The following is a 26,977-nucleotide window of genomic DNA, read 5'->3' as shown; positions in this document are numbered from 1 at the left end:
CGGCTTGCGGCTGGTGAGCAACGGAATCCAGCAGCTCAACGATTCGGACGACCTGTTGCTCCGCCTCCGCCGGAAGCAGCGGTCGAAGGACGCGGAAGACTCCGGGACGAAAGACGGAAAGCGAAAACCCGACATCCCTCTGACGCCACAGCGCCACGACCCCAAGGCCGAGAGCACGCTGGATCTTTACGACTTGCCGTGGAAGAGGGCGGGTGAACTGCAGTGACGGCATCAGGCGCGTCGGCCGGCCGCCGGGCCCCGCTCAGCCGGCGCTGAGCTGGGCCAGCGGCAGGGTGTGCTGGGTCTGCAGGACCTTCGCACGCAGGTAGCGGACGTTGTGCGGGGTGGTGAAGACGCCCGTCGGGACGCGGTCGTGGACGTCGATGCCGAGCGCCCGCAACTGGTCCGCCTTGTCGGGGTTGTTGGACAGCAGGTCCAGGCTGGTGACGCCCAGGGCGCTCAGCATCTGGGCGGCGGCGGTGTAGTCGCGGCCGTCCTCCGGCAGTCCGAGGGCGGCGTTCGCCTCGTAGGTGTCCAGGCCCTGGTCCTGCAGGGCGTACGCGTCGAGCTTGTTGTAGAGGCCGATGCCGCGCCCCTCCTGACGGAGGTAGAGCAGGACGCCGCCCGTCTCGGCGATGCGCTCGACCGCCTCACGCAGCTGCGGGCCGCAGTCGCAGCGGGCGGAGCCGAAGACGTCACCGGTGAGGCACTCGGAGTGCAGCCGGACCAGTGGGACGGGTCCCGGTTCGCCGAGGACGACGGCGACGTGTTCCTGCCCGTCGGCCAGGCCGTGGAAGGTGACGAGCTCGGCGTCGACGGAGTAGCCGTCGTGGAAGCGAAGCGGTACCCGGACGCGGGCGCGCTGGGTGGCGGCGGGGGTGTCGGGCATGCGGGTCTCCCGGGTCCGGTGAACGGTGAGCGTCGGAGCACTGCCGGTACCTGCTTCAGATTTGAAACAGATCCAGCGAGTCGAGACCCTACCCTTGCTTTAAATTTGAAGCAACCGTTTCGCGGTGTGACTCACGAGCTCCCGGAACAGGGCGACGACCGCCGCCGCCACGGCAGTTCCTCGGGCGCCGTCTCCTCGCCGTTCCCCGTGAAGCCCCGCACCACCTGCGTGAAGATCTCCTCCAGCTGGCCCACCTGCTCGGGCGTGAGCCGGTCGAAGAGCGCGGCGCGGACCGTGTCGACATGGCCGGGCGCGACGTTCTCCAGCACCGCCATGCCCTCCTCCGTCAGGACCGCGATGCTGCCGCGCTTGTCCCAGCGGCACTCCTCGCGCCGCAGCATCCCGTCCTTCTCCAGCCGGGTCACCGCGTACGTCAGCCGGCTGCGGGTGATCTTCAGCCGCTCGGCGAGGTCCGTCATCCGCAGCCGCCCTTCCGGTGTCTCGGACAGATTGGCGAGGATGGAGTAGTACAGGTGGGGCATGCCGGCGTCCTGCTGGAGCTGCCGGTCGATCGCGTCCTCCAGGAGGAGGTATCCGGCCACGTACGCGCGCCAGGCGCGCTGCTCCTCGGGGGTGAGCCAGCGGGTCGTCATGCAGCCAGTGTAGGTTTGTTTCAAACTTGAACCAAGACCTGCCGTCCACCGAGTCGACCGAGCCGGGGAGACCGCGCCGATGCCCCACCCGTACGTCCTGCTGTCCGCCGCCGTCTCCCTCGACGGCTACCTGGACGACACCACCCCCGAGCGCCTGCTCCTCTCCAGCCCCGCCGACTTCGACCGCGTCGACGAGGTACGGGCCTCCGTCGACGCGATCCTCGTCGGCGCCGGCACCATCCGCGCCGACAACCCGCGCCTGCTGGTGAACTCCGCCGACCGCCGCGCGGCCCGCGTCGCGGCGGGCCGGCCGCCGTACCCCCTCAAGGTCACCGTCAGCGGCTCCGGCGACCTCGACCCGGCGGCGAACTTCTGGCACACCGGCGGCGACAAGGTCGTCTACACGACGGAGAAGGGCGCCGAGCGGGCCCGGGCGCTCGGCATCGCCGCGGACGTCGTCCCGCTCGGCCCCGAGCTCGACTGGCGCCGGCTCCTCCAGCACCTCCACGACGAGCGCGGCGTGCAGCGGCTCATGGTCGAGGGCGGCGGCACCGTCCACACCCAGCTCCTCCAGCAGGGCCTCGCCGACGAACTCCAGCTCGTCCTCGCCCCGCTGTTCGTGGGCGACCCGGAGGCGCCCCGGCTCTTCGGCCCGGGCGCCTACCAGGGCGGCCGGCTGCGCCTGGCCGAGACCCGGCGGATCGAGGACGTGGTGCTGATGCGCTACGAGCCCACCGCCCCCGGCACCGGCCGGCTCCCCTCCGCCGCGGACCGCCGCTGGCTGGCCCTCGCCTGCGAACTCGCCGCCCTGTGCCCGCCCTCGCGGACCGCGTTCAGCGTCGGCGCGGTGATCGTCGCCGCCGACGGGACGGAACTGGCGCGCGGCCACTCCCGTGAGGCCGGCGACCCGGTCGTCCACGCCGAGGAGGCCGCCCTCGCGAAACTCGACCCCGCCGACCCCCGTCTGGCCACGGCCACCGTCTACAGCAGCCTGGAGCCCTGCGCCCACCGCTCCTCCCGCCCGCTGCCCTGCGCCCGTCTCATCCTGGACGCGGGCGTGCGCCGGGTGGTCACCGCCTGGCAGGAGCCGGACACCTTCGTGACGGCCGCCGACGGCATCGGCCTCCTGGGCGCCGAGGGGACCGACGTCGTCGTCCTCCCGGAGTACGCCGAGCGGGCGAAGGAGCCCAACCGGCACCTGGTGTGACGGGGGTCGCACCGGCCAGGAACAATCAGCTCCGTAGATGACGTACACTGGTGTCATACCGACGCGGGGTGGAGCAGCTCGGTAGCTCGCTGGGCTCATAACCCAGAGGTCGCAGGTTCAAATCCTGTCCCCGCTACTGAAGGCCGAGGGCCGGAATCCTTTTCAGGGTTCCGGCCCTCGGCGTGTTTCCCGGATCTCCCGGTCGATGGCTGTGCGTTCGCTGTGCTTTCCGGTCAACTCGCCCGTTTTTCAACGGTCATGGCCGGAAAGGTCCAGGCCAGAAATGTAGTTGATCAAGCCGAAGAGCTTGGAAACCCGCCCCCGGGTCTATTAACGTTCGATAACGCAGCGCGGTCGTCCCAGCCGTCACAAGAGGCGGCTCCGTGCGCACGCGCCGAATCCCGCAAGGGAACCGGGGAACCACCACCTTGGGGTGAATCACGCGGAAGCCGCCGTGAACTCGCAGAGTCACGAACGGTATACGCGCGTAGGAGACCTTCCCGCTCCGAACCCGTCAGCTAACCCGGTAGGCGACGGAAGGAAAGGAGTGCGCCCGCGTGGCGTCCAACCGGCCTGCCCCAGAAGCCCCGTTCGTGCCGAGCCAGCGGTCCGCCGAGACCTACGGCTACGGCAGCTACCGCACCGACGAGGGCCCCTGGGAGGAGTGGAACCCCACCGCGGAGTCCATTCGCCCGGTCCGGGGCAAGCACCGGGTCGCCAAGCAGCGCGGCGGCGGGTTCGCCCGCAGCTCCACGGTTCTCGGCGTCGGCGTCATCGCCGCCGTCAGCGCCGGTGGCATGGCCAGCGCCAACACCGGCAAGGCCCCGGTCTCCATCTCCATGCCGGACCTGCCCGGCGTGGGCTCGCTCATCTCCGACGACGACTCCGCCGAGGACGCCGCCCCGGCGCTCGCGAGCTTCGGCTCCGAGACCGCCACCGACAGCAGCCGGACCGCCGCCGACGCCGGCGAGGCGCTGCGCAGCCGGATCATGGCGCAGGCCGAGTCGCAGCAGACCCAGGTCGCCTCCAAGGCCCAGGCCGTCGCCGAGGCCGCCGCGGCCAAGGCGGAGGCGGCCGCCGTCGCCAAGGCCGAGAAGGAGGCGGAGGCCGACGCCGCCGCCGCGAAGGAGAAGGCCGAGGAGGCCGCCAAGGAGAAGGCCGAGGCCGCGCGCCTGGCCGAGCTGGCCAAGCAGTACACGCTGCCGACCTCCTCGTACACCATCACCTCGACCTTCGGTCAGGCCGGCTCCCTCTGGTCCTCCGGCTACCACACCGGCCTGGACTTCGCCGCTCCCACCGGCACGCTCATCAAGGCCGTCCACAGCGGCACCATCACCGAGGCGGGCTGGGCCGGCGCCTACGGCTACCGCACCATCCTCACCCTGGACGACGGCACCGAGCTGTGGTTCTGCCACCAGTCGTCGATCAGCGTCAGCGTCGGCCAGAAGGTCGCCACCGGTGACGTGATCGGCCGCGTGGGTGCCACCGGCAACGTGACCGGTGCCCACCTCCACCTGGAGGTCCACTCGAACGGCAGCGCTGACGGCGTCGACCCGATGGCCTGGCTGCGCAGCAAGGGCCTCAACCCCTGAGCCGGCCCTACGGACCCTGAGGCGGGCGTCCGGACTCGTGGCCGGCCCGCCGGACCGTGCGGCGGGCCCGCGGAGCGGCCGGCGTCCACACGGTGTTCGCACGAAGCCGGAATGGCCCGCTCCGAGCCCGGCGTTGACGTAGAACATGACTTCTCTGCGCAAGCTCGGCTCCTCCGACCTCGAGGTCTTCCCTCTCTCCCTCGGCGGCAACGTCTTCGGCTGGACCGCCGACGAGGCGGCGTCCTTCGCCGTCCTCGACGCCTACACGGCCGCCGGCGGCAACTTCGTCGACACCGCCGACTCCTACTCGTCGTGGGCCGAGGGCAACAGCGGAGGCGAGTCCGAGACGATCATCGGCAACTGGCTGAAGTCCCGCGGCAACCGTGACGACGTCGTCGTCGCCACCAAGGTCAGCCAGCACCCCGAGTTCCCCGGCCTGACCGCCGCGAACATCAAGGCCGCCGCCGACGCCTCCCTGCGCCGCCTCGGCACCGATCACATCGACCTCTACTACACCCACTTCGACAAGCCCGAGGTGCCGGTCGAGGAGATCATCGGCGCGCTCGACGAACTGGTGAAGGCGGGCAAGGTGCGGCACATCGCCGCCTCCAACATCACGCCCGAGCGGCTCCAGGAGTCGCTGGAGTTCTCCGACCGCGAGGGCCTCGCCCGGTACGTCGCCCTCCAGCCGCACTACAACCTGGTCTCCCGCGACACCTACGAGGGCGCCCTCCAGGACCTCGCCGCCCGCTCCGGCCTCGCCGCCGTCCCCTACTTCGCCCTCGCCTCCGGCTTCCTCACCGGCAAGTACCGGCCCGGTACGACCGTGGAGAGCCGGCGGTCCGCGGGCGCCGCCCGGCACCTCGACTCCGAGCGGGGCCGGCGGGTCCTCGCCGCCCTCGACGAGATCGCCGGGGCCCGGGGCGCCGAGGTCGCCACGGTCGCGCTGGCCTGGCTGGCCGCCCAGCCGACGGTGGCCGCACCGATCGCGTCCGCGCGGACGGCCGAGCAGCTGCCGGCGCTGCTGGCGGTGGCCGGACTGGAGCTGACGGAGGAGGAGACCGGGGCACTGACCCGGGCCTCGGCCTGATCCCCGGCCCGCTCTCCCCTAGCGCTGATAGGGGTTGGCGGCGGGGTACGGCCCCGCGGGATACCCGTAGCCGTACCCGTACGCCTGCCCCGACGGATGGACGTACCCGGGGACGTGACCCGGGCCGTAGCCCTGTCCGAAGCCCTGCCCGTATCCGTGGCCCCCGTGGACCGGCCAGGGAGCCGGAGGCATCAGCACCCGTACGGGAGGGGCCGTCATCCGGGCCGCGTGGTCCAGGGCGGGCCGGGCGACGTCCTTGCGCCGCCACAGCTCGTTCAGCAGTTCCCGCTCCCGTACGACGAAGTCGGCGTCGGCCCGCCCGCTGCGCCCCCGGTGCCGCAAGAACGCCAGGGAGGTCGCGTAGGCCTCGTACTCCGCCACCGCCCGCGCGGCCGGCCGGCCCAGATGCCGCCTGGCGTACTCGCGGGCCAGCCGGCGCGCCCGCATCGAGCCGAGCGCGTACGGCTCGGCCGGGGTGAGCCAGCCGGCGGCCGTGTAGGCGGGCAGCTCCTCGCGGACCGTGCGCAGTTCCCGCTGGCGGGTCCATATCACCAGCCAGGTCAGCAGCCCGAACGCGGGCACCATGATGGCCGCGTACACCGCGAAGAAGCCGAGCTCGCCGAAGGTCGAGGAGCCGTTCCACAGGGCGTGCATGCCCATCGCGAGCAGCAGCCCGCACAGCGGGAGCAGGACACGGCGTACGTGCTGCCGGTCGCCGGAGAGCGCGGCGAAGCCGAAGCCGAGGCCGGTCAGCACGGTGAACAGGGGGTGCGCGAACGGCGACATGATGACGCGCACGAAGAAGGTCGCGGCGGTGACCGAGGCGATGCCGCTGTCACCGGTGAGCTGGTCGGTGCCGAACGCGGTGCCGAGATAGAGGATGTTCTCGGTGAACGCGAAGCCGGTCGCGGTGACACCGGCTATGACCACCCCGTCGACCATCCCGGTGAAGTCCCGCCTGCGGAAGAGGAAGACGAGCAGGATCGCGGCGGCTTTCGCGGACTCCTCGACGACGGGCGCTATGACCGTCGCCCCGAGGGTGTCCGCGCTGGACGGGTCGGCGGTCGCCGTGGCTATCCACCGGGTGGCGAAGCTGTTGGCGACGATCGCGATCAGCGCGGCCGCGCACGCACCCCAGGCGAAGGCGAAGACCAGGTTCCGCCAGGGGCCCGGTTCGACCCGGTCCAGCCATCGGAAGGCGGCGATGAGCAGCGGTACCGGCAGCACCGCGAGCCCCAGCCCGACCAGGAACCCCTCGGTGCCGGTCTGCTCCCGCACCAGCGCCAGGATCACCAGGCCCGACAGGGCGAGCAGGGTACTGAGCGCCCCGTAGCGCACGCCTCTCCGCTGCCACCAGTGCGCGTGCCGGAGTCCGGCGCCCTCGGCTGGGCCGCCCGGGTGCGGTGGGTACGGCGGAAACGGGGGACTGATGGCCACGGCATCGACCCTAACGAGGGAGGGGACTGTGGTGGACGGGCGGTGTGCGCGGGGGTGGGGGGACGGGTCGGTGGGGGACGGCCGGCGATCCGGAGGTGCCGCGCCGCCGGTCAGCGATCTCCGTGCTGTACGCGACGGAAGAGCAGGTCGTTCACCGCATGACCCTTGTCCAGCCCCTGACCCTCGAAACGGGTCAGCGGCCGGAACGCGGGCCGGGGCGCGAATCCGCCGTCGGCCCGCGTGTTCTCGAAGTCGGGGTGCGCGGTGAGGACGTCCAGCATCTGTTCCGCGTACGGCTCCCAGTCGGTCGCGCAGTGGACGATCGCCCCCGGCTTCAGCCGCGTCGCGGCCAGGCTCAGGAACTCCGGCTGGATGAGGCGCCGCTTGTGGTGGCGCTTCTTGGGCCAGGGGTCGGGGAAGTAGACGCGCAGCCCGTCCAGCGAGCCGGGCGCCAGCATCTCCCGCAGCAGGATGATCGCGTCGCCGTTGGCGACCCGGACGTTGTCCAGCCCGCTCCGGTCCGCCAGGTTGAGCAGATTGCCCTGGCCGGGCGTGTGCACGTCCACGGCGAGGATGTTGGTGTCCGGATCGGCGGCGGCCATCCGCGCGGTGGCCTCGCCCATCCCGAAGCCGATCTCCAGGACGACGGGTCTGGCGTTCCCGAACAGCTCGGCAAGATCGACGGCGTGCCCGTCGATGTCGAGCCCCCACTTCGGCCACAGCCGCTGCAGGGCGTCGGCCTGTCCGGCCGTCACCCGGCTGCGCCGGGGCTGGAAGCTCCTGATCCGCCGCTCGAAGTGCGAACCGGCCGGGTCGGCCTTGGGTCCGTCGGGGAAGCGCGGCTCGCCCTTGGCCCGGGTGTGCCGGACGGACCCGCCCGGGTGGTGCTCGCCGCCGGGGGCGGGCCGGGGGGCTTCGGGGGTGTTCACGGAATCAGACACAGTGGGGTCGATTTTACTGCCGCTCACCGGGCGCACCGGGCTCACCGGGTGCCCAGCACCTCCAGGGCCCTGCGGGCCACCTCGCGGCCGATCGGCAGCGAGGCCGTCGCCGCCGGTGAGGGCGCGTTCAGCACATGCACCGCGCACGCCCCCTCCCGGATCAGGAAGTCGTCCACCAGCGTCCCGTCCCGCAGCACGGCCTGCGCCCGCACCCCGGCCGCCGCGCGCACCAGGTCCCCCTCCTGCACCGCGGGCAGCAACCGCCGCACCGCCTTCACGAACGCCCTCCTCGACACCGACCGCCGCAGCTCCCCGGCCCCGTACCGCCAGTGCCGGCGCCCCATGCGCCACACACCGGGCCAGGCCGCCGTCGCCAGCGCCTCCCGCGGCCGTACGACACCCCATCCGTACCCCTCCCGGGCCAGCGCCGGCACGGCATTGGGCCCCACGTGCACCCCTGCGTCGATTCCCCTGGTCAGATGCACCCCGAGGAACGGGAACGCCGGGTCGGGCACCGGATACACCAGCCCCCGCACCAGCTCCGGCCGCGCCAGCTCGTAGTACTCGCCCCGGAACGGCACGATCCGCACCCCGGGCTCGTCCCCCGTCAGCCGCGCGATCTCGTCGCAGTACAGCCCGGCGCAGTTCACCAGCACCCGGCCCCGCACGACCTCGCCGCGCGTGGTGAGCACGGCCACGCCGAGACCCGCCCGCCGGTCGATCCGGGCCACCTCGGCGCCGTAGCGGATCTCGGCGCCGGACGCCTCGCCGAGCAGCCGGGCGACCGCCGTGAAGTCACAGATCCCGGTCGTCCCGACGTGGATCGCCGCGAGGCCCCGCACCTCCGGCTCGTACTCCGCGATCTGGGCGGCGCCGAGCTCGCGCACCGGTATGCCGTTCTCCCGGCCGCGTTGTACGAGCGCGTGCAGGCGCGGCAGCTCGTCCCGCTCCGTGGCGACGATCAGCTTGCCGGTGACGGCGTGCGCGATGCCGTACTCCGCGCAGAACTTGGTCATCTCGGCGGCGCCCCGCACCGCGTACCGCGCCTTCAGCGACCCGGGCCGGTAGTAGATCCCGCTGTGGATGACCCCGCTGTTGCGCCCCGTCTGGTGCCGGGCCGGACCCGGCTCCTTCTCCAGCACGGTCACCCGGGTGCCCGGCGCGGCGCGAGTGATCGCGTACGCGGTGGACAACCCGACGATGCCTCCACCGACGACGAGCACGTCACAGTCGTACGCCACCACCTGAACCACCTCCGCCTCCGATAGTGCACTGCGCCACTGACAGTCACTTCAAACGCGAGCGCCGGGGTGTGCTCCGCGGTCTGTTCAGGCGGGGGCCATCAGCAGCGGCCGAGCCCGCTCCCGCAGCTCCACCACCCGCGGCTCGTCACCGTACGGCTCCAGCCGGTGCAGAAGGTCCTTCACGTACTCCGTGGTCCGGGCGGAGGAGATGCGCCCGGCCACCTCCACGGCCCGCACCCCCTGCTCGCACGCCGCGTCGAGGTTCCCCGACTCCAGTTCGGCCACGGCGGACACGACGAGCCGCAGCCCGTGCGAGCGCACGAACTCCTCCGTCGGCTGGGAAAGGGCCTGCTCGGTGAAGCGCCGCACCTGCCGCGGCGCCTTCAGGTCGCGGTAGCACTCGGCCGCGTCGGCGGCGAACCGGTCGTAGGAGTAGAAACCCAGCCACGACGGGTCCTGATCGCCGTCGCGGGCCCGCTCCAGCCAGCTCTCGGCGGCCTTGAGGGCCGCCCCGGCGGCCTGCGCGTCCCCCGCGCGGGCATGCGCGCGTGCCTCGACGAGCCGGAAGAAGCTCATCGTGCGGGCCGTGGCCAGCCCCCGGTTGCGCTCCAGGGCGGCCTGGGCGAGGTCGACGCCCTCGTCGCCGAAGCCCCGGTACGTCGCCTGCAGCGACATCGATGCCAGCACGTATCCGCCGAGCGGCACGTCCGCCGCCGCGCGCGCGAGGCGCAGCGCCTGGATGTAGTACCGCTGAGCGGCCTCCTGCTGGCCGGTGTCGAAGGCCATCCACCCCGCGAGCCGGGTCAGTTCGGCGCTCGCCCCGAACAGGGCGCGCCCGACCTCGTCGGAGTACGAGCCGAGCAGCAGCGGCGCCGCCTCCACCCGCAGGCACTCCGGCACCATCGACGAACGCCAGTCGCCGCCCCCGTACTTGGAGTCCCAGCGCCTGGCATCCTCGGCGGCCTCCCGCAGTTTCTGCACATCGCTGTGGCCGACTTTGAGCGGTGCGCCGGACCCCTCCAGGGGGTGGACCTCACGCGCCACCGAACTGTCGGCCGGGGTTATCAGCCACCGCGAGGCGGGGGTCGCGTATGCGCTTACTGCGAATGATCCGGCCAGGGACTGCCAGATGCCCCCCGAGCCGGCCCGGCGGCCGGCGAGGTCGAGGCGGTACAGCTCGGTGGCCGAGCGCACGGCCTGGCCGACGTCTCTGGGGAAGGCGAGGCCCACTTCGGGCGCGGGGTCCGCGTCCGCCAGGCCGATCTCGTGGAGCGGCACCGGGCGGCCGAGCTTCTGTCCGATGGCGGCCGCGATGAGGTGCGGCGCGGCGCCCTGCGGCACCATGCCCTTCGACACCCAGCGCGCCACGGACGTCTTGTCGTAGCGAAGAGTCAACCCACGTTGAGCGCCAAGGTCGTTGACGCGTCGTGCGAGTCCTGCGTTGCTGATTCCCGCGAGGGCGAGAACGGCGCCGAGTTTTTCGTTCGGCCCGCGTTGCTCCCTGGACATTGCGCCACCCCTCGACACAGACGGCTGCCGCGCTGGCATAACCACGCGGCATTCGTAAACCCAGCGTAGTTCGCCGCATCCCAAGCGTTAAGGGGCATTCTGCCGGTTGGCGGGATTGTGGTCCGTACTGCAGTGCGGGCTCCGGCACGGTCCGTCGCCGCGTGCTCCCGCTGTGTGGCCGTGCGCCCGTGTGTGCGCTCTTCTCCGGCCAAGGGGGGAGCGGTTCCATGGGTGATGCGTGGGTCGGCCCGCTGTACTGGATCCAGTGGGCTGGGGGACACCGCCGCCTTCATCCCCGCGGGCGGCGGAGCGGTCCGGGGGGCGTACTCCGCCTCCCGGGCCGGCGCGGCTCGTGAAGGGCACGCGCGTGTGTACGGAGCGTGTGCGAAGCCTGCGCGCGGGACGCGCAACTCGCTTCGCCCGCGCCGGATTTGGCCGAAAATCGACCCCGCGTTCCATGGGTGACAACGCCTCCGACCATGGAAATCGAGGGCGCGCGGGGCGTTTTGGGGGAGCGTACCGGGGGCGCATTCGTGTCGCAGACACCGGGGTGCGCTCGGGTGCCCCGACCCGCGCCGACGCGTTCGCGCGGGCGCACTCCACGGATCACACGCGGCGCCGCCTCCCGCTGTGGCGCGTTCTTCGTGGCAGCATGGTGAACCGTTCGTACGGTGCACTCGGTTGTCCACGGCCCGTGGAGGCGTCGATGCGGTGGTTGGTGGGATGGAGCAGCACCGCCGCGGGTGCGCTGGGCGGAGCCGTCGGTACCGGTCCTCGCGACGACGGCCGTTACGACGGCGACACCTACGGCGGCCAAGTCGGCTACGACGGGGAGACCTTGCAGCCCGTCGGCTCCCAACTCCTGTGGGGCGACCCCGATCCGCTGTGGGCGGTCGGCGACTGGCGCCCCGACGAGGTCCGGGTGGTGAGGGCCGACGCCCAGACCCGGATCGCGGTCCTCGGCATCTGCGGGGCGAGCGACGAGCAGCTGCGCGTCGGACTGTTCGCCGCGCGCGGGGGCGCACTCCGCCATCTGACGGCCTGGCCGGGCAGCTACACCGCGGTCGTCCAGGTCGGCCGGCGCATCACCGTCTGCGGCGACCTCGCGGGTGCCCGGCCCGTGTTCCACACCCCCTGGGCAGGCGGAACCGCCTACGCGACGGCCGCGCTGCCGCTCGCCGACCTCATCGAGGCCAACCTCGACTTCGGCCACCTGGCGGCGCTGCTGGCCGCCCCCGACGTCCCGGCCGCCCTGCACGACTCCACGCCGTACGACGGCGTGCGGCGGGTTCCGCCGGGGCATGCGCTGATCCTGCGCGCCGGGGCGCGCGAGATCGCCGGGTACGACCCGGTCGCCTCCCTCGCCGTGGCGGCACCGCCCGCCGACCCGGACAGCGCGGTCGACGCGGTACGCGACGCGCTCGTAGACGCGGTACGCGCGCGTCTGTCGGCGCCTCGACACGTGCCCGACATCGATCCCGGTCCGGTGCCCGGAATGGGCCCTGCCGAACGGCGTGCCGCGCGCGGGATGCCGGTGCCGGGCATCGGCGCGGACCTCTCCGGCGGCCCCGCCTCCGGCACCCTGGCCCTGCTGGCGGCGGGCCTGCCCGGCAGGCCGGGCACGGTCCTGGGCCACGGCACGGGCGCGGGGGAGCGCCTGCTGGCGGTCACCTTCAACGACCTGACCACGCGCGGCCGCGAGGAGGAAGTGCAACGGGCCGGCGCGCTGGCCGCCAACCCGCGCCTGCACCACGTCGTCGTGGCCGGCGGCGAGGAGAGCCTGCCGTACGCCGACCTGGACGGTCCGCTGACCGACGAACCCGGGCCCAGCCTGGTCGCCGCCGCCCGCCATCGCGCGCGTCTCGCGGCGGGCAGCGCCGACCACTTCACCGGCTACGGAGCCCGCCAGGTCCTGGACGCCCACCCCGCCCGTCTCGCGGACCTTCTGATGGACCGCAAACGGCGTCATCTCGTCCGCCCCGTCGCGGCGCTGACGAAGGCCGACGGCTCCGTACTGGTCCCCGCGCGCGTGTACGGGGCGGCCCGAAGACTCGCCCGTACGCCGTACCGGGCCGGAGTGGAGAACCTCGCCGACCGCCTGCTGCACCGCAGCTTCGGCGACGACCCGGGAGGCGCGGTCGGGGCCTCGCTTGCGGCCCTGACGTGGGCCGGGCCCGGTCCCGCGGCGCGCTGGCTGACGGGCGAGGCACTGGCTGAAGTATCGGTTCTGCTGCAAGGTTCCGCCCACCGCGCCGGCATCGGTCCCGGCCAGCGCCCGGGCGACTACCGCGCGCGTGCCGCCCTCACCCGCCACGCGGCCGACCTGCGCATTCTCGAACAGGCCGCCGAGATCCGCTCCCAGCGCCTGCACGCACCCTTCCTCGACAACCAGGTCGTACGGGCCTGCCGGCTGCTGCCCGAGACCCTGCGCGTGCAGCCCGGGGCGCGCGCCTCCATCCTGCGGACCGTCCTGAAGGGCGCCGGCATCACCGACCTCCCGCCGGGCTGGGGCGCCCCCGGCCACGGCACCACGACGGCGGCCCGCGCCGGGCTCCGCATGGCCACCGACCCCCTCCTCAGCCTCTTCGACGCCCCCCTCCTCGCCGAAGCGGGCCTGATCGAGGCCAGGGTGGTCCGCAAGGCGGTCCGGGCGGCGGCCTCCGGCGAGCCCCTTCCGCTGGACGGCCTGGCCGACCTGATCTCCCTGGAACTGTGGCTCCGCCGCCTGCTGTCCCGCCGAGGCACCTGCTGGACGGGCACCCCGGCCCGCACCCGCGCGGTACCGGCCGGCATCGCTCCCCAACGACGAGCGGTGTCTTCGGGCCCGGCATAGCCGATGGCGGTCGTGGCGCGGTGGGCGCGGCTGCGGGCAGCCGTGCCGCTGGGGCGGCACGCAGCGGCACCACGTGAGCGCGGGCACGCGTCCCGACCCCGGCCCCCGGAACGCACCCCCCGGAGACCGGCGGCCCGGGCCCCACCCCGCCGCACCGACACCGGCAACGCGAAAAGACGCGGCCCCCGGCCCCACCCCCGGCGACAATGACCCCGTGCGGTTCAACATCCTGGGCGTCACCCAGACCGAGGACGACCAGGGCACCCCCATACCCGTCCCCGGCCCCCGCCTCCGAGCCCTCCTCACCGCCCTGGCCCTCCGCCCGGGCCACCCCACACCCCCGGAAACCCTCATCGACGAGGTCTGGCCCGACGCCCCGCCCCAGGACGCCCCCGCCGCCCTCCAGGCCCTCGTCGGCCGCCTCCGCCGCACCCTCGGCAAGGACACCATCACCTCCACCCCCGGCGGCTACCGCCTCACCGCCACCGAGGACGACGTCGACCTGCACGTGTTCGAACGCCTCGTACGCCAGGCCACCACCGCCCTGCAGCACGGCGGCGACGCCGCGGCCGCCGCCCGCACCCTGGACGACGCCCTCGCCCTCTGGCGCGGCCCCGCGCTGGCCGACCTCCCCGACCGCACCCCCGCCGCCCGCCCCGAGGCCCTGCACCTCGAAGCCACCCGCGCCCGCGCCGAGGCCGACCTCCGCCTCGGCCGCGCCCACGAAGCCGTACCCCGCCTCAGAGAACTCACCGCCGCCCACCCGTACGACGAACCGCTGCACGCCCTCCTCATCCGCGCCCTGCGTGACTCGGGCCGCGAGGCCGACGCCCTCGCCGCGTACGAGACCGCCCGCCGCACCCTCGCCGACGGCCTCGGCACCGACCCGGGCCCCGGCCTGCGCGCCCTGCACACCGAGCTCCTGAACCGCCCCGAGCGGCGCCACGGCACCCTCTTCACCCCGCCCCGGCCCCCGGAACGCACCGGCAACCTCCGTCCGCGCCTTACCTCGTTCGTGGGCCGGGAACCCGAGCTCGACGCCATCCGTTCCGACGTACGCAGGGCCCGCCTCGTCACCCTCACCGGACCGGGCGGCTCCGGAAAGACCCGTCTCGCCGAGGAAGCCGCCGCCGGGCTCCCGCAGGCGTGGCTGGTCGAGCTGGCACCCCTCGACCGGCCGGAGGCGGTACCGGGCGCGGTGGTCAGCGCCCTCGGTCTGCGCGAGACCGTGCTGATGGCCACCGACCTGGCGACCCCGCAGGACGACCCGGTCGCCCTGCTCGTCGAGTACTGCGCCCCGCGCGGCCTGCTCCTGATCCTCGACAACTGCGAGCACGTGATCGACGCGGCCGCCACCCTCGCCGAGACCCTCCTCACCCGCTGCCCGGGGCTCACCATCCTCGCCACCAGCCGTGAACCCCTGGGCGTCCCCGGCGAGTCGGTCCGCCCGGTCGAACCCCTCCTCCCCGACCAGGCGCACCGCCTCTTCCGCGAGCGCGCCGCCGCCGTACGCCCCACCGCGGCCGCCGCCCCGCAGGGCCGGGACGAGGAGGCGGTCGCGGAGATCTGCCGGCGGCTCGACGGTCTGCCCCTGGCCATCGAGCTGGCCGCCGCCCGGCTCCGGCTGCTCACCCCCCGGCAGATCGCCGACCGCCTCGACGACCGCTTCCGCCTCCTCACCTCCGGCAGCCGCACGGCCCTGCCCCGCCAGCAGACCCTGCGCGCCGTCGTCGACTGGTCGTGGGACCTCCTCGACGAACCGGAGCGGACCCTGCTGCGCGAGCTGTCCGTCTTCGCGGGCGGCTGGGACCTGGAGGCCGCCGAGGCCGTGTGCACCGGCCCGGTCGCCGACCTCGTCGGAGCGCTCGTCGACAAGTCCCTGGTCGTGGCGGCCCCGTGCGAGGGCGACGGCGGTGGCGGCATGCGCTACCGCATGCTGGAGACGATCCACGAGTACGCCGTCGAGCGCGCCGCCGAGGACCCGCCCGCGCGCGAGGCGGCCGAGCGCCGGCACCGCGCGTGGGCGCGCGCGTTCGTCGAGAAGGCCGACCCGCTGCTCCGCTCCGCCGAGCAACTCCCCTGGATCTCCCGCCTGGAGACCGAGCTCGACAACGTCCGGGTGGCGATCCAGCGCGCGATCGCCGCGGCCGACGAGGAGGAGGCCGTCGCCCTCTGCCTCGCCATGGGCTGGTTCTGGTGGCTGCGCAACTACCGTCACGAGGGCGCCGCCTGGGCCGACCGGACCCTGCGCCTCGGCACGGCCCTGGACTCCTTCCCCGTCCCCGCGGCGGACACCTCACCCACCCCCAGGGCGGCCGTCCGCGCGTGCCGCCCCGACCCCGCCGAGCTCGCCGCGCGCATGGCCGTCGTGGACCCGGTCGACGCCGCCCTCGACGAGCCGACCGGCGGGGAGGCGGAGAACCAGGGGGATCCGAGATACGCGCAGCGGACGAACCTGCGGATGCTGCATCTGTTCCTGCTCTCGGAGTCCGAGCCCCGAAAGGTGGAGGGCACCCCCCGGTACCGGGCCTACCTCCTGCGCCTTCAGTCCCGCTTCGAGCCGGGCGGCCCGGAGGCGGCCCGGATGCCGGGGATGCTGTGGCCGCTGACCGCGTTCCAGATGCGGGACACGGTCGACGTCCGCCGCACCCTGGACGTGTCCGTCGCCAACTGCCGTGAGTACGGAGGCGACTGGGAACTGGGCTGCACCCTGATGTTCCGTACGCACATGGTCGTCGACTCGCCCGGCGGCCTCGAGGGCGTGGACGACGACCTGGCGGAGCTGCGCGCGATCAGCCGGCGGGTCGGCGACCGCTGGATGCGCGCCCAGGTGTGCAGCGCGGCCGCCGAGGCGGAGATGGCCCGCGGCCGCTTCGCGGAGGCGGAGCGGGAGTACCGGGAGGCGCTCCGGCTCGCCTACGAGGTCGGCGCGTACACCGAGACGCCGTTCCTGATGGCCCGCCTCGCGGAGATCGGCTACCGCTCGGGCGACCTCGTCGGCGCCATGAAGGCGCTGGACGAGGCGAACGCCGCCGCCGACCGCTACGGAGCGGCGGACGCCCGGGCGTTCGTGGTGCTGCTGCGCGCCCACATCACGCTGCAGCAGGGTGACGTCGCCCGCGCGCGCGAGCTGTGCGACGCGACCCTCGCGGAGATCCGTCGGGGCACCCCGCCCCCGCAGTTCATGGCGGCGCTGAACATGCTCCACGCCGACGTCGTCGCCGCGGAGTCCGGCCCCGAGCACGGCCTGCCGATGTACCTCGACACGCTGCGCCGGGCCCTGGCCGACCGCTGCGCCGAGGCGATCACGTCGACGGTCGTGGACGGCGCCGCGGACCTGCTGGCCCGGCTCGGGGACTTCCCGCGCACGGTGAGACTGCTGGCGGCCGCCGACACCCTGCGCGGCCGGCACGCCCGCCCCGCCCCGCATCGTGCGCGTGCCGAACACGCCGACGCCGTGGCCCGTGAGGAGCTGGGCGCCGAGCGTCACGAGGCCGAGCGTGCCCGCGGCACGGCGCTCACGGCGGCCGGCGTCCTACGGGAACTCGCCGACGCGGTCCGCGCCCACCCGGCGGGGGCCACGCCCCCTACGCACAGGTGAACTCCGCCTGCGCCCGGTCCGCCCCGTCGACGTGGTCGTGCGGTTCGACCACCAGCCGGACGGCCGCCCGGCCGTCGAGGTCCACCCGGACGGGCGCGGCCGCGTCGCCGCCCTCGGCCGTCCCGGACGTCCACAGCCGGACCCCGTCGGCATGGACGGAGAAGGACGCCTCGCCGAGCGTCGGTGTCAGGTCGTCGGCGCCGGTCGGAGCGTCGTCGGAGGTGCACGCGCGGTGGAGGTCGACGGTGACGGAGGACTCGCCGTGCGCGGTCACCCCGCGCGCGTGTGTCCGTCCGGCGATCGACAGCCCGTCGCGCTGCCACACCCAGCCGCTGCCGCCCAGCCGGATCCCGGTGCCGTCGCCGGTGACCTCGAAGGACAGCTCGCTCAGCGGATTGACGGGCTGGGTGGACGGGGGCGTGGACGGGGCCGTCGGGGCCGGGGTGGGCCGCGACGGAATGGGGACCTGCTTGGGCGTCGGGGCTTGCGGCGGCTCGGGTGTCCGCAGGGGGGTGGCGGCGGGCGTCGGGGGCGGGGCCGCCGCCGGGACGACCGTCGGCGGGTCCGGCTCGGGTGACTTCGCCGTCCGTGCGGGCGTGGGTGCCGGCTCCCGCGGCCCCGCCACCGGCGCGGAGGCTTCGGGCGCGGCCTCGGGCCGCTCGGCGGGGCTGTCGTCGCCGGCGAGGGCGAGGACCACCGCGGCGACCGCCACCGCGACCACACCGGCGGCGATCCCGGCCTTCACGGGCCCGCCCAGCCCCTCCGACACCGCACCACCCCCACCGGCCCCGCCCGAGGAGCCGCCGCCCGCCGCGACGGCCGCCCCCGCGGCACCCGCCGCGCCCGCGGCCGCCGCGCCCGCACCGGCACCGCCGGCGACGAGTTCGAGCGCCTTGGCGTACCCGGCGGCGCCGAACCAGCCGATGACCGCGACCGGCACCACGGCGGGGATGCCGCCGGCCACTTCCTCGATCTGGAGGGCGGCCAGCCGGCATCGTGGGCACTCCTCCAGGTGCCGGCGCAGCCCGCGTTCGGCGCGGGTGCGCAGCCGGCGGCGCGCGTAGGTGCCGAGCCGGTCGGCGTAGCGGGCGCAGTCCACGTCGCTGGTGAGGGTGGTGCTGACATGGGCCTGGAGGTAGGCCTGCTTGAGTCCCTCACGGGCGCGGCCGGCGAGCACGCGCGTGCCGTTGGCGTCGAGGCCGAAGAGCAGGGCGACCTCGCTCGGCGACTCGTCCTCGACCTCGGTGTGCCACAGCACGGCCTGCCAGCGCTCGGGCAGGGAGCGGAAGGCCCGCATGGCCATGGACTGCTCGGCCTCGTGCAGGGCACGCACATCGGCGCCCATGTCGTGTCCCTCTCCGAAGGCACCGGCGGCCGCCGAGTCGTCCCGTGCCCGTGCGGAGCGGGAGGCCTGCGCGGCGAACACCGCGAAGTCGTCGACGAGCTGTTCCCGCCTCGCCGACCGCGTCCAGCCCGCGGCGACGCGCCGGACGGAGGTGAGGAGGTAGGCGCGGACGGCGAACTCGGGCCCCGAGCCGCCGCGTACCGCCTGGAGCATGCGGGCGAAGACCTCGGCGGTGAGGTCGTCGGCGGTGTGGGTGTCGCGGCAGCACGTGCGCGCGTACCGGCGCACGGCGTCGGAGTGGCGCCGGTACAGCTCCTCGTACGCCGTGTCGTCGCCCGCGCGCATCCGCCCGATCAGCTCGGCGTCGGCGGCAGGCAGGTCCCGGAGCGGCGAGTTCACGCGCCCGCCCTGGCTCGGTACCTGTTCGTCCCGCCCGTCAACGCTCATCGCGGAATGCCCCCGCCGCCTGCCCTGCCCGTCCCGACATCGGCTCAGCGTGCCAGATCGGCTTCGGGGCGGGACCTGGCCGGACCGGCCCCGCACCTGCCCGGGCGGACCTGCCGGAGGGTCCCGTACTGGCTTCCACCTCTGCGCGCACGGTTCAACTGCCGTGCTGTGAGCCGCAGTTGCGGCGTAAGAAGGGCATGCGGCACGGGTCCGGGCAGGGCGGACCGGGGCGGGAGCGTCGGCGCGCCCCGCACCCCGGTCACCCTCACGAGTGACCCCGGGCCCCGCCGCTCAGGAAGCCGGCCGCGAGCGCAGACCCTCCAGCAGGATGTCCAGCAGCCGTGCCGACGCCGCCGCCTGCTGGGCCGGGTCCGGCAGCGAGGGCGCCGCCGTGGCGATCACGAGGAGCACGTCCGACACCGACACGTCCGCCCGCAGTTCGCCCGCCGCCCGCGCCCGCTCCACGAGCTGGCCCACGACGTCGAGCAGCGCGGCCGCCCCGGTGTCGTCGCCCACGGAGCCCACGGACCCCGGGCCGCCCACGGAGGCACCCGTGGCCGTACCGCCCTCGGCGACCAGCCGCAGCTCACCGCCGCCCGGCTGGGTCCGCTGCTGCGGCACCCGGGCCTCGTCGGCCGCCGGCGCCTCGGAGCCGTCCTCGGCGAAGGCCCCGACGCGCAGCACCTGCGGCGGCAGCAGCCGCCCGGCACCCGACGCCACCGAGGTCCGCAGGAAGCGCGACAGCGCCGACCAGGGCTCGTCCTCCTGGCCGAGAGCCGCCCGCGCCTGGTCGGTCAGCCGGGAGGTCTCCTCCTCGGCTATCCGCCGGACCAGGACGTCCTTGCTCGGGAACCGCCGGTACACGGTCCCCACGCCCACCCGCGCGCGCCGCGCGACGTCCTCCATCGGCGCGCCGTAGCCCAGCTCGCCGAACACCTCGCGCGCCGCCCGCAGGACGTGCTCCAGATTGCGCTGTGCGTCCACGCGCAGCGGGGCGGTCCGCGGGCCGTCCCCGCGTCCGTTGCCCACCGCGCTCGCACCGCCACCGTGCGCAAGCGCGGAAGCGGACGACCAATGCGTGTCCTGAATGTGCATGAATGATCCCCCGGTAATGACGTCTCCCCCCGGAGACTCTCCCCGCCATCGAAAGCCGGGGCGCGTGGAACAGGGGAGCGCTTCCAGGGTCCGCCCGTCGCGGACCCGCGGAGCGCGCTTCCCCCTGACACCCCGTCGACAAGAACATAGTTGAGAGGCAGTCAATTCAGAAGGGGCAGGTTCCGCACGGAGCGCCCCCCGATCGGAGTACGGGCCTGTTACGTCCCGATTGCGCCCCTTCCTGCCCCCCGGCGCACACCCACTGACCTGCGCATCTGCCCCCCACGCCGGTGTTTCGGCCAACCCCGCGCACGCCCGGCTCGCGGTCACACAAGTTGTCGGGGCTGTGGACAAACACCGGCGTCGGGTGCGTCATGGGATGGTGAAGGAACGTGTGCGCATTCTCGTTGTCGGTGGTGGCTACGTCGGGATGTATACGGCACTCCAGCTCCAGCGGAGGCTGAAACCGGAACTCGACCGGGGCGAGGTCGAGATCACGGTCGTCACACCCGACTCGTACATGACCTACCAGCCGTTCCTCCCCGAGGCGGCCGCCGGGGCGGTCTCCCCCCGGCACGTGGTCGTTCCCCTGCGCCGCGTCCTGCCGCACTGCCGGGTCGTCGTCGGCGAGGTCACCGCGATCGACCACGCCAAGCGCACCGCCACCCTCACCACCCTCGCCACCGACGAGGAGGGCGCCGGCCCCCGGCAGCTGACGTACGACGAGCTCGTCCTCGCGCCCGGCTCGGTCTCCCGCGCGCTCCCGATCCCCGGCCTCGCGGACCACGCCATCGGCTTCAAGACGGTCGAGGAGGCCATCGGCCTGCGCAACCACGTCATCGAACAGATGGACATCGCCTCCTCCACCCGCGATCCCGCCATCCGCGACGCCGCCCTCACCTTCGTCTTCGTCGGCGGCGGGTACGCGGGCGTGGAGGCACTCGCGGAACTGGAGGACATGGCCCGCTACACCACGCGCTACTACCACAACGTCAAGCCCGAGGACATGAAGTGGATCCTCGTGGAGGCCTCCGACCGGATCCTGCCGGAGGTCGGCGAGGACATGGGCCGCTACACCGTCAGTGAACTGCGCCGCCGCAACATCGACGTGCGGCTGCACACCCGCCTGGAGTCCTGCACGGACCGCGTCGCCGTGCTCAGCGACGGCGCCCGCTTCCCGACCCGCACGGTCGTGTGGACCGCCGGCGTCAAACCCCACCCCGTCCTCGACGCCACCGACCTCCCCCGTACCGAACGCGGTCGGCTGAAATGCACCCCCGAACTCTCGATCGAGGGCGTCACGCACGCGTGGGCGGCCGGAGACGCGGCGGCCGTCCCCGACGTGACCGCCGGCGAACCCGGCAAGGAGACCGCCCCCAACGCCCAGCACGCCGTGCGCCAGGCCAGGCTCCTCGGCGACAACATCGTGCGCTCCCTGCGCGGCGAACCCCTCCACACGTACTCCCACAAGTACGTCGGCTCGGTCGCCTCACTCGGCCTGCACAAGGGTGTCGCCTACATCTACGGACGCAAGCTCAAGGGCTACCCCGCCTGGTTCATGCACCGCGCCTACCACCTCAGCCGCGTGCCCACCTTCAACCGCAAGGCGCGCGTGCTCGCCGAATGGACGCTCTCCGGACTCTTCAAACGGGAGATCGTCTCCCTGGGGTCCCTCGAACATCCCCGTGCGGAGTTCGAACTCGCTGCCGGTGGAAAGCCTTCTGACGAGTCTTCGGACGACTCGAAGGGGTCGTCCTGACCCGATCCAGGAACTCCCCCGGCCGCACCCACGTCTGACGAATGTCGGCCCGGACCGCGGCCACACTGCCAGACTGCTTGCTGCTCCCCGCTCCTCCCGAGCCCCCTTCCGAGCCCGGGGCGGGCCACCGCCCGCTCCGCGAGACCCACGAGGCTGTTCCCACGTGCTCCACTTCCCGGGTGCTGTAACAATGCGGGGCCACCGCCGCGCGGCCCCCGGAGCCCAGGCCGGGCCCGGAGCCGGCCGACGACGACTACACGAGGCAAGGATTCGTGAACTTCACGCGCTGGAGCGCCCGGCTCCCCGGAACTCAGCGCCGCGCCGCAGCGCGGGCCGAGCACACGGTCACCACCACGGACCGGCGGAGCGACGGCTCCGTACCCGCGGCCCGCGCCGAACAACTGACCGACGGACCGCCCCCCGTGCCCGCCGTGGACGAACTCCCGGTCCGTGAGGTCCTCGACCGCGTCCCGGCCCTCGTCGCCCTCGTCCACGGCACCGACCACCGCCTCGCCTACGTCAACGACGCCTACACGGCGGCCTTCGGCGTCCGCCCCTGCGGCGAACCCGCCGCCGACGCCCTGCCCGAACTCCGCGACCTCGGCCTCATGCCCCTCCTCGACCAGGCCCTGCGCAGCGGCAAGCCCCGCACCCTCAAGTCCCGCAAGGCCCCCGACGGCCGCCACTACACCTTCACCTGCACCCCGGCCGCCGAGGACAACGGCGACGGCGCGGTCCTGATCTTCGCCACCGACGTCACCGACCACGCCGAGGCCGCCGAACGCCTCAGAGCCAGCGAGCGCCGCCAGCGGGAAACCGCCGTCACCCTCCAGCGCTCCCTCCTGCCCCAGGAACTCGAACAGCCGGACGACCTGCGGATCGCCGCCACCTACCAGCCCGGCGGCACCGAGGCCGCCGTCGGCGGCGACTGGTACGACGTCATCACCCTCGGCGGCGGCCGCACCGCCCTCGTCATCGGCGACGTCATGGGCCGCGGTGTCCGCGCCGCCGCCGTCATGGGCCAGCTCCGCACGGCCGTGCGCGCCTACGCACGCCTCGACCTCCCCCCGCACGAGGTCCTCCAGCTCCTCGACGGCCTCGCCACCGAGATCGACGCCAACCAGATCGCCACCTGCGTGTACGCCGTCCACGACCCGAACGAGGGCCGGCTGGTGTACGCCTCCGCGGGCCACCTCCCCATCCTGGTCCGCGACGACAGCGGCCATGTCCAGCGCGCCGACGAACCCACCGGCCCGCCCCTCGGCACCGGCGGCTGGATCCACGCCTCCGGCTCCATCGCCCTCGGCCCCGGCTCCACCGCCGTCCTCTACACGGACGGCCTGGTCGAGCGCCGCGACGAGGACCTCGACGAAGGCATCGCCTCCCTCGAACGCGCCCTGGCCGGAGCCACCGGCACCCCCCAGGTCGTCTGCGACCGCCTGGTCCGCTCGGCCGGCGTCACCGCCGACCACGACGACGACGTGGCGGTCCTGGTCCTCCAGCACCCGGCCCGCACCGGCGCCGACAGCGAGCTCTTCCGCAACGCCGCGCTGGAACTCCTCGGCGGTGTCGAAGCGGCCCCCCGCGCGCGTGCCTTCGCCTCCGGCGTCCTCACCAGCTGGCGCTTCCCCGCCGACCTGTACGACCTCGGCGTGCTCGCCACCAGCGAACTCGTCGCCAACTCCCTCCAGCACGGCACCCCGCCCATGCGGCTGCGCCTGCGCCGCACCGACCGCCGCCTGATCATCGAAGTGACCGACGGCGACGACCACCTCCCACGCCGCCGCCGTGCCGAACCGGGCGACGAGTCCGGCCGGGGCATCGCGATCGTCGCCACGATCGCCTCCCACTGGGGCAGCCGGCGCACTCCGGGCGGCGGAAAGGCGGTGTGGTGCGAGTTCGTCCTCCCCAGACCGGCCGACTGACCCGACACCACCCGACCGAGAAGAGCCTCGAACATCCGTTCCTCGGCGCGTGACACCTAGGCGAACACGCCCCTCGGTGCTAGGAGCTCCCCATGGCAGACGCAACGGGATTCGACCTCAAGGGAAGCGCCCCCGAGCGCTACGAACACTACGTCGCGCCGCTCATGGCGCCCTTCGTCACCGCACTCGTGGACGCCGTGGACCTCTACCCCGGCGCCACCGTCCTCGACCTCGCCTGCGGCACCGGCTTCGCGGCCCGTGCCGCGGCCGCCCAGGCGGGCCCGACCGGCCGGGTCGCCGGCGCGGACCTCAACGAGGGCATGCTCAAGGTCGCCGTGGCGCGCCACCCCCGCCTCTACCCGGACATCGAGTTCACCGCCGCCCCCGCCGACGACCTCCCCTACCCCGACGCGACCTTCGACGCCGTCCTCTGCCAGCAGGGCGTCCAGTTCTTCCCCGACCTCGACGCGGCCCTGCGCGAGACGGCCCGCGTCACCCGCCCCGGAGGCCGCTTCGCCGCCACGGTCTGGTCCCACCTGGACGACTCCCCGTACTTCGTCGCCCAGCTCCGGGCCGTCGAGCGGTACGGCACCCCCGAGGCGGCGGAGTTCTTCAGGACCGCCTTCACCGCGGCGGACCGCCTGACGGCCACCCTGGCCCGAGCGGGATTCCACGACGTCGCCGGCCGCGAACTGACCTTCGCGATCAGCCTCCCGCCGCTGGAGGACTACATCCCCGGCCACCTCTCCGCGATCCCCTGGGGCCAGACGATCACCGAAACGGCGGGCGAGCACGTCCTCACCCAGGCCGCCGACACGATCCGCGCCGCTCTCCCGGCCGGCACGACCACCTTCCCCTTCACCGCCACCCTGGTGACAGCGGTCCGCCGACCGCGCTGATCCCACCGAACCGACGACACGAAGAGGGGCGGCCGTCGTTCCGAGAACGACGGCCGCCCCTCCGGCTTCGAGCAGCCTCAGGCCTCCGCGGCCACGGGCTCCACCACGGCCCCACCCTTGGCCACGACCCGGTTCCGCACCAGCCACGGCTGGTCCTGCACGGGGGTCAGCTGCCGCCCCAGCCGTACGGCGAGGAAGGTGATCCCCAGCGAGAACAGCAGGAACGTCACGATGTACGGCGCGTGCAGCGAGGCCGCCATCGGCCCGCCCACCGCGGGACCGACAGCCAGCGCGAGCTGCTTCACCAGGGCGAACACCGAGTTGTACTGCCCGGCCATCCCGCTCGGCGCCAGATCGGCGACCAGCGGCGCGACCGTCGGCGACAGCATCGCCTCACCCAGCCCGAACAGCGCGTACGTCGACACGAACGCCGCCGTCGCCATCTCCTGGCTCCCGTGCCCGAGCCCCGCGTACCCGGCCACGACCCACGCCACGGCCCAGATCAGCCCCACGGCCGCGATCACCCGCGACCGCTTCTGCCGCTCGACGAACCTCAGCACGGCGAACTGGGCGACGACGATCATGGCGGTGTTGGCGGCGAGCGCGGTCCCCAGCGCGGAGGTCGAGATCCCGGCGGCCTCCACCCCGTACGCGCTCAGCCCCGACTCGAACTGCCCGTAGCAGGCGAAGAACAGCACGAAGCCCAGGACGCACAGCTGCACCATGGCCCGGTTGCCGAGCAGCTGACGCCAGCTCCCCCGGCCGGACTGCCGGGGCGTGTCCCCGACCCGCGGAGCGGACGGCACCCGCACCGTCGCCATCACCACGACCAGCAGGAGGAACATCGCCGCCTCGATCGCGAAGAGCAGCGTGAAGGAGGAGACACGCGTGGTGTCGACGAGGTGACCGCCGATGAGCCCGCCGACGCCCAGCCCGAGGTTCTGCAGGAAGAACTGCGTGGCGAACGCCCGCGACCGGGTCTCCGTCGTCGAGCAGTCCACGATCATCGTCGCCAGCGCCGGCTGCATCACGGCCTGTCCGGCCCCGAGCGCGGCCGCCGCGGACAGGACGGCGGTGGCGTGGCCGGCCAGACCCAGACCCATCGCGCCGAAAGCGGCGGTGACCAGGGCGGCGAGCAGGACCGGCAGTGGACCTCGCCGCACGATCGCCCGTCCGGCGAACGGCAGCACGATCAGCGCGGCCACGGCGAAGACGGCGAGCACGAGCCCCGCCGTCATGGCCCCCAGCCCCCGCACCTGCGCCACATAGACGTACAGGTAGGGAACCGTGAAGCCGAGCCCGAAAGCGCTGAGTGCGTTGCCCACGTGGATCCGGCGCATCGCTGCGCCCCTCGCCCTGGTCACGTTCACCTCTCTCACTAGTTAGGAGTGAAGACTTCAAAGCTAAAGTTCGAAGCTAAAGAGTACACATCGAAGGACTTCAAGGCAAAGTGGCCCCGTGCGATACTGCGGCCATGGCCGAGCCCTCCGGCGTCACTGAGCCGACCCTCGAAGAGCAGATCGCCGCTTACCAGCGCGAGTTCCGGGACCTCGACCCCCAGGTCGAGAAGATCGTCTCGGCGCTCTCCCGCCTCAACCGCCGGATGAACGTCGCCTACGGCCGCCAGACCGCCGAGCTGGGCATCAGCAACGCCGAGTGGGAGGTCCTCAAGGCCCTCGTCCTCTCCGGTGCCCCCTATCGCCTGGGCCCCGGCGACCTGGCCAAGCGCCTCGGACTGACGCCGGCCGCGATGACCCACCGGATCGACCGCATGGTCGGCGAAGGACTGGTGACCCGGGAACGGGACGAGTCCAACCGCGTGCGCGTCATCGTGGAGCTGACGCCGGAGGGGAGGGAGAAGTGGCTGGAGGCGATGCGCCTGGCCACGGTGTTCGAGGAGGACCTGCTCCAGGACCTCTCCCCGGGGGAGCGCACCACCCTCGGCGAGGTCCTGACCAGGCTCCTGCGCCGGGTGGAGCACGCGCAGCCGGACGCCGGCGGGCGGCTCAGCGACCTGGACTGAGGCCGCGACGAGCCCTCCCTAAAAGATCTTGACAAGGGGTGCTTGACAGCCCCTTGGGGGGTGCGTAGAGTTCTTCGGGTTGTCGGGGAGCCGGAACGGTTCTTCGATGGCACTCCCGCCGCTCAAGCGGCACCTCACACCACAGCACGATCTCCCGACGGGGTTGAATTCAGGCATGCCCGAATTCAATTCGATTCGGGGCCGGCAGTCCGATTAGGAACTGCCCGGCGGATCCGCTAAGGTTTGAGACGTCGGAACGGCCCGAGGGCCGGGAAGACAACCCCCTCTGACGGGGAATCAGACACCGAAAGGATCTGATAGAGTCGGAAACGCCGGAAAGGGAAACGCGAGAGCGGGAACCTGGAAAGCACCGAGGAAATCGGATCGAGAAAAGATCTGATAGAGTCGGAAACGCAAGACCGAAGGGAAGCGCCCGGAGGAAAGCCCGAGAGGGTGAGTACAAAGGAAGCGTCCGTTCCTTGAGAACT

19 protein-coding genes, 1 tRNA gene and 1 riboswitch are annotated in these 26,977 nt (G+C 73.3%); of the genes, 11 read left to right on the top strand and 9 right to left on the bottom strand.

The window, feature by feature from the left end:
* Positions 1–13 precede the first annotated feature (13 nt).
* Positions 14–226 (top strand): hypothetical protein, encoded by a 213-nt coding sequence (locus ACFY2L_RS18665; protein ID WP_390822840.1) that lies wholly within the window; start codon positions 14–16, stop codon positions 224–226.
* A gap of 36 nt (positions 227–262) precedes the next feature.
* On the opposite strand, the gene ribA is transcribed toward ACFY2L_RS18665, so the two are convergent.
* Together ribA and ACFY2L_RS18655 are read right to left on the bottom strand one after the other, a co-directional pair.
* Positions 263–889 carry a GTP cyclohydrolase II gene (ribA, locus tag ACFY2L_RS18660; protein ID WP_390822839.1) on the bottom strand — a complete coding sequence of 209 codons (627 nt, stop codon included), beginning with the start codon at positions 887–889 and terminating at the stop codon, positions 263–265.
* 131 nt (positions 890–1,020) lie between these two features.
* Complete coding sequence (locus tag ACFY2L_RS18655) at positions 1,021–1,542, bottom strand: MarR family winged helix-turn-helix transcriptional regulator (protein ID WP_390662319.1); 522 nt, start codon at positions 1,540–1,542, stop codon at positions 1,021–1,023.
* Positions 1,543–1,621: 79 nt separating this feature from the next.
* On the opposite strand from ACFY2L_RS18655, the gene ACFY2L_RS18650 reads away from it, so the two are divergent.
* From ACFY2L_RS18650 to ACFY2L_RS18635, 4 genes are all read left to right on the top strand, one after another.
* A complete protein-coding gene (locus tag ACFY2L_RS18650) occupies positions 1,622–2,749 on the top strand; it encodes a dihydrofolate reductase family protein (RefSeq protein ID WP_390662320.1) in 1,128 nt (375 codons plus the stop codon).
* 62 nt (positions 2,750–2,811) lie between these two features.
* Positions 2,812–2,885 (top strand) — tRNA-Met (locus tag ACFY2L_RS18645).
* Between the two features lie 246 nt (positions 2,886–3,131).
* Positions 3,132–3,299: riboswitch (cyclic di-AMP (ydaO/yuaA leader) on the top strand.
* Between the two features lie 7 nt (positions 3,300–3,306).
* Positions 3,307–4,341 carry a M23 family metallopeptidase gene (locus ACFY2L_RS18640; RefSeq protein WP_390662321.1) on the top strand — a complete coding sequence of 345 codons (1,035 nt, stop codon included), beginning with the start codon at positions 3,307–3,309 and terminating at the stop codon, positions 4,339–4,341.
* Positions 4,342–4,486: 145 nt separating this feature from the next.
* A complete protein-coding gene (locus tag ACFY2L_RS18635) occupies positions 4,487–5,431 on the top strand; it encodes an aldo/keto reductase (protein WP_390822838.1) in 945 nt (314 codons plus the stop codon).
* 18 nt (positions 5,432–5,449) lie between these two features.
* On the opposite strand, the gene ACFY2L_RS18630 is transcribed toward ACFY2L_RS18635, so the two are convergent.
* From ACFY2L_RS18630 to ACFY2L_RS18615, 4 genes are all read right to left on the bottom strand, one after another.
* On the bottom strand, positions 5,450–6,868 hold the full coding sequence (locus ACFY2L_RS18630; RefSeq protein ID WP_390822837.1) for a PrsW family intramembrane metalloprotease: 1,419 nt from the start codon (positions 6,866–6,868) through the stop codon (positions 5,450–5,452).
* 110 nt (positions 6,869–6,978) lie between these two features.
* Positions 6,979–7,809 (bottom strand): tRNA (guanosine(46)-N7)-methyltransferase TrmB, encoded by an 831-nt coding sequence (gene trmB, locus ACFY2L_RS18625; protein ID WP_390662324.1) that lies wholly within the window; start codon positions 7,807–7,809, stop codon positions 6,979–6,981.
* Between the two features lie 41 nt (positions 7,810–7,850).
* Positions 7,851–9,050, bottom strand: a complete 1,200-nt coding sequence (gene lhgO, locus ACFY2L_RS18620; protein ID WP_390662325.1) for an L-2-hydroxyglutarate oxidase — start codon at positions 9,048–9,050, stop codon at positions 7,851–7,853.
* Between the two features lie 87 nt (positions 9,051–9,137).
* Entirely contained in the window at positions 9,138–10,562 is a 1,425-nt protein-coding gene (locus ACFY2L_RS18615) for an MFS transporter (RefSeq protein WP_390662326.1), read from the bottom strand.
* 706 nt (positions 10,563–11,268) lie between these two features.
* On the opposite strand from ACFY2L_RS18615, the gene ACFY2L_RS18610 reads away from it, so the two are divergent.
* Together ACFY2L_RS18610 and ACFY2L_RS18605 are read left to right on the top strand one after the other, a co-directional pair.
* Positions 11,269–13,395 (top strand): asparagine synthase-related protein, encoded by a 2,127-nt coding sequence (locus ACFY2L_RS18610; RefSeq protein WP_390662327.1) that lies wholly within the window; start codon positions 11,269–11,271, stop codon positions 13,393–13,395.
* Between the two features lie 214 nt (positions 13,396–13,609).
* Positions 13,610–16,996: a BTAD domain-containing putative transcriptional regulator gene (locus ACFY2L_RS18605; protein WP_390822836.1), complete on the top strand. Its 3,387-nt coding sequence runs from the start codon at positions 13,610–13,612 to the stop codon at positions 16,994–16,996.
* On the opposite strand, the gene ACFY2L_RS18600 is transcribed toward ACFY2L_RS18605, so the two are convergent.
* Positions 16,983–18,788 (bottom strand): sigma-70 family RNA polymerase sigma factor, encoded by a 1,806-nt coding sequence (locus tag ACFY2L_RS18600; RefSeq protein WP_390822835.1) that lies wholly within the window; start codon positions 18,786–18,788, stop codon positions 16,983–16,985. The genes ACFY2L_RS18605 and ACFY2L_RS18600 overlap by 14 nt on opposite strands.
* Before the next feature lie 291 nt (positions 18,789–19,079).
* A complete protein-coding gene (locus ACFY2L_RS18595; RefSeq protein ID WP_390822834.1) occupies positions 19,080–19,883 on the bottom strand; it encodes a TetR/AcrR family transcriptional regulator in 804 nt (267 codons plus the stop codon).
* A gap of 379 nt (positions 19,884–20,262) precedes the next feature.
* Here ACFY2L_RS18595 and ACFY2L_RS18590 point away from each other — a divergent pair, with 379 nt between their 5' ends.
* The 3 genes from ACFY2L_RS18590 (at position 20,263) to ACFY2L_RS18580 (ending at position 24,466) form a co-directional block, all read left to right on the top strand.
* Complete coding sequence (locus ACFY2L_RS18590; protein ID WP_390662331.1) at positions 20,263–21,642, top strand: NAD(P)/FAD-dependent oxidoreductase; 1,380 nt, start codon at positions 20,263–20,265, stop codon at positions 21,640–21,642.
* A gap of 272 nt (positions 21,643–21,914) precedes the next feature.
* On the top strand, positions 21,915–23,567 hold the full coding sequence (locus tag ACFY2L_RS18585) for a SpoIIE family protein phosphatase (RefSeq protein WP_390822833.1): 1,653 nt from the start codon (positions 21,915–21,917) through the stop codon (positions 23,565–23,567).
* Between the two features lie 92 nt (positions 23,568–23,659).
* Positions 23,660–24,466, top strand: coding sequence for a class I SAM-dependent methyltransferase (locus ACFY2L_RS18580; protein ID WP_390662333.1), 807 nt, complete (start codon positions 23,660–23,662; stop codon positions 24,464–24,466).
* Positions 24,467–24,543: 77 nt separating this feature from the next.
* Here the strand turns inward: ACFY2L_RS18580 and ACFY2L_RS18575 are convergent, their stop codons facing one another.
* Complete coding sequence (locus tag ACFY2L_RS18575) at positions 24,544–25,806, bottom strand: MFS transporter (RefSeq protein WP_390822832.1); 1,263 nt, start codon at positions 25,804–25,806, stop codon at positions 24,544–24,546.
* Positions 25,807–25,940: 134 nt separating this feature from the next.
* Here ACFY2L_RS18575 and ACFY2L_RS18570 point away from each other — a divergent pair, with 134 nt between their 5' ends.
* Positions 25,941–26,489 (top strand): MarR family winged helix-turn-helix transcriptional regulator, encoded by a 549-nt coding sequence (locus ACFY2L_RS18570; RefSeq protein ID WP_390662335.1) that lies wholly within the window; start codon positions 25,941–25,943, stop codon positions 26,487–26,489.
* The last annotated feature ends 488 nt before the right edge of the window (positions 26,490–26,977 follow it).

It is taken from the genome of Streptomyces sp. NPDC001381, assembly GCF_042895685.1.
GTDB lineage: Bacteria > Actinomycetota > Actinomycetes > Streptomycetales > Streptomycetaceae > Streptomyces.
This window is presented reverse-complemented; position numbering and strand designations above follow the sequence as displayed.

What these genes read in the sequence shown, in the direction of transcription:
- ACFY2L_RS18580 (WP_390662333.1), top strand. Translation starts at nt 23,660, where the DNA reads ATGGCAGACGCAACGGGATTCGACCTCAAGGGAAGCGCCCCCGAGCGC.
- ribA (WP_390822839.1), bottom strand. Translation starts at nt 889, where the DNA reads ATGCCCGACACCCCCGCCGCCACCCAGCGCGCCCGCGTCCGGGTACCG.
- ACFY2L_RS18575 (WP_390822832.1), bottom strand. Translation starts at nt 25,806, where the DNA reads ATGCGCCGGATCCACGTGGGCAACGCACTCAGCGCTTTCGGGCTCGGC.
- ACFY2L_RS18655 (WP_390662319.1), bottom strand. Translation starts at nt 1,542, where the DNA reads ATGACGACCCGCTGGCTCACCCCCGAGGAGCAGCGCGCCTGGCGCGCG.
- ACFY2L_RS18590 (WP_390662331.1), top strand. Translation starts at nt 20,263, where the DNA reads ATGGTGAAGGAACGTGTGCGCATTCTCGTTGTCGGTGGTGGCTACGTC.
- ACFY2L_RS18600 (WP_390822835.1), bottom strand. Translation starts at nt 18,788, where the DNA reads ATGAGCGTTGACGGGCGGGACGAACAGGTACCGAGCCAGGGCGGGCGC.
- ACFY2L_RS18615 (WP_390662326.1), bottom strand. Translation starts at nt 10,562, where the DNA reads ATGTCCAGGGAGCAACGCGGGCCGAACGAAAAACTCGGCGCCGTTCTC.
- ACFY2L_RS18595 (WP_390822834.1), bottom strand. Translation starts at nt 19,883, where the DNA reads ATGCACATTCAGGACACGCATTGGTCGTCCGCTTCCGCGCTTGCGCAC.
- ACFY2L_RS18570 (WP_390662335.1), top strand. Translation starts at nt 25,941, where the DNA reads ATGGCCGAGCCCTCCGGCGTCACTGAGCCGACCCTCGAAGAGCAGATC.
- ACFY2L_RS18610 (WP_390662327.1), top strand. Translation starts at nt 11,269, where the DNA reads ATGCGGTGGTTGGTGGGATGGAGCAGCACCGCCGCGGGTGCGCTGGGC.
- ACFY2L_RS18650 (WP_390662320.1), top strand. Translation starts at nt 1,622, where the DNA reads ATGCCCCACCCGTACGTCCTGCTGTCCGCCGCCGTCTCCCTCGACGGC.
- ACFY2L_RS18635 (WP_390822838.1), top strand. Translation starts at nt 4,487, where the DNA reads ATGACTTCTCTGCGCAAGCTCGGCTCCTCCGACCTCGAGGTCTTCCCT.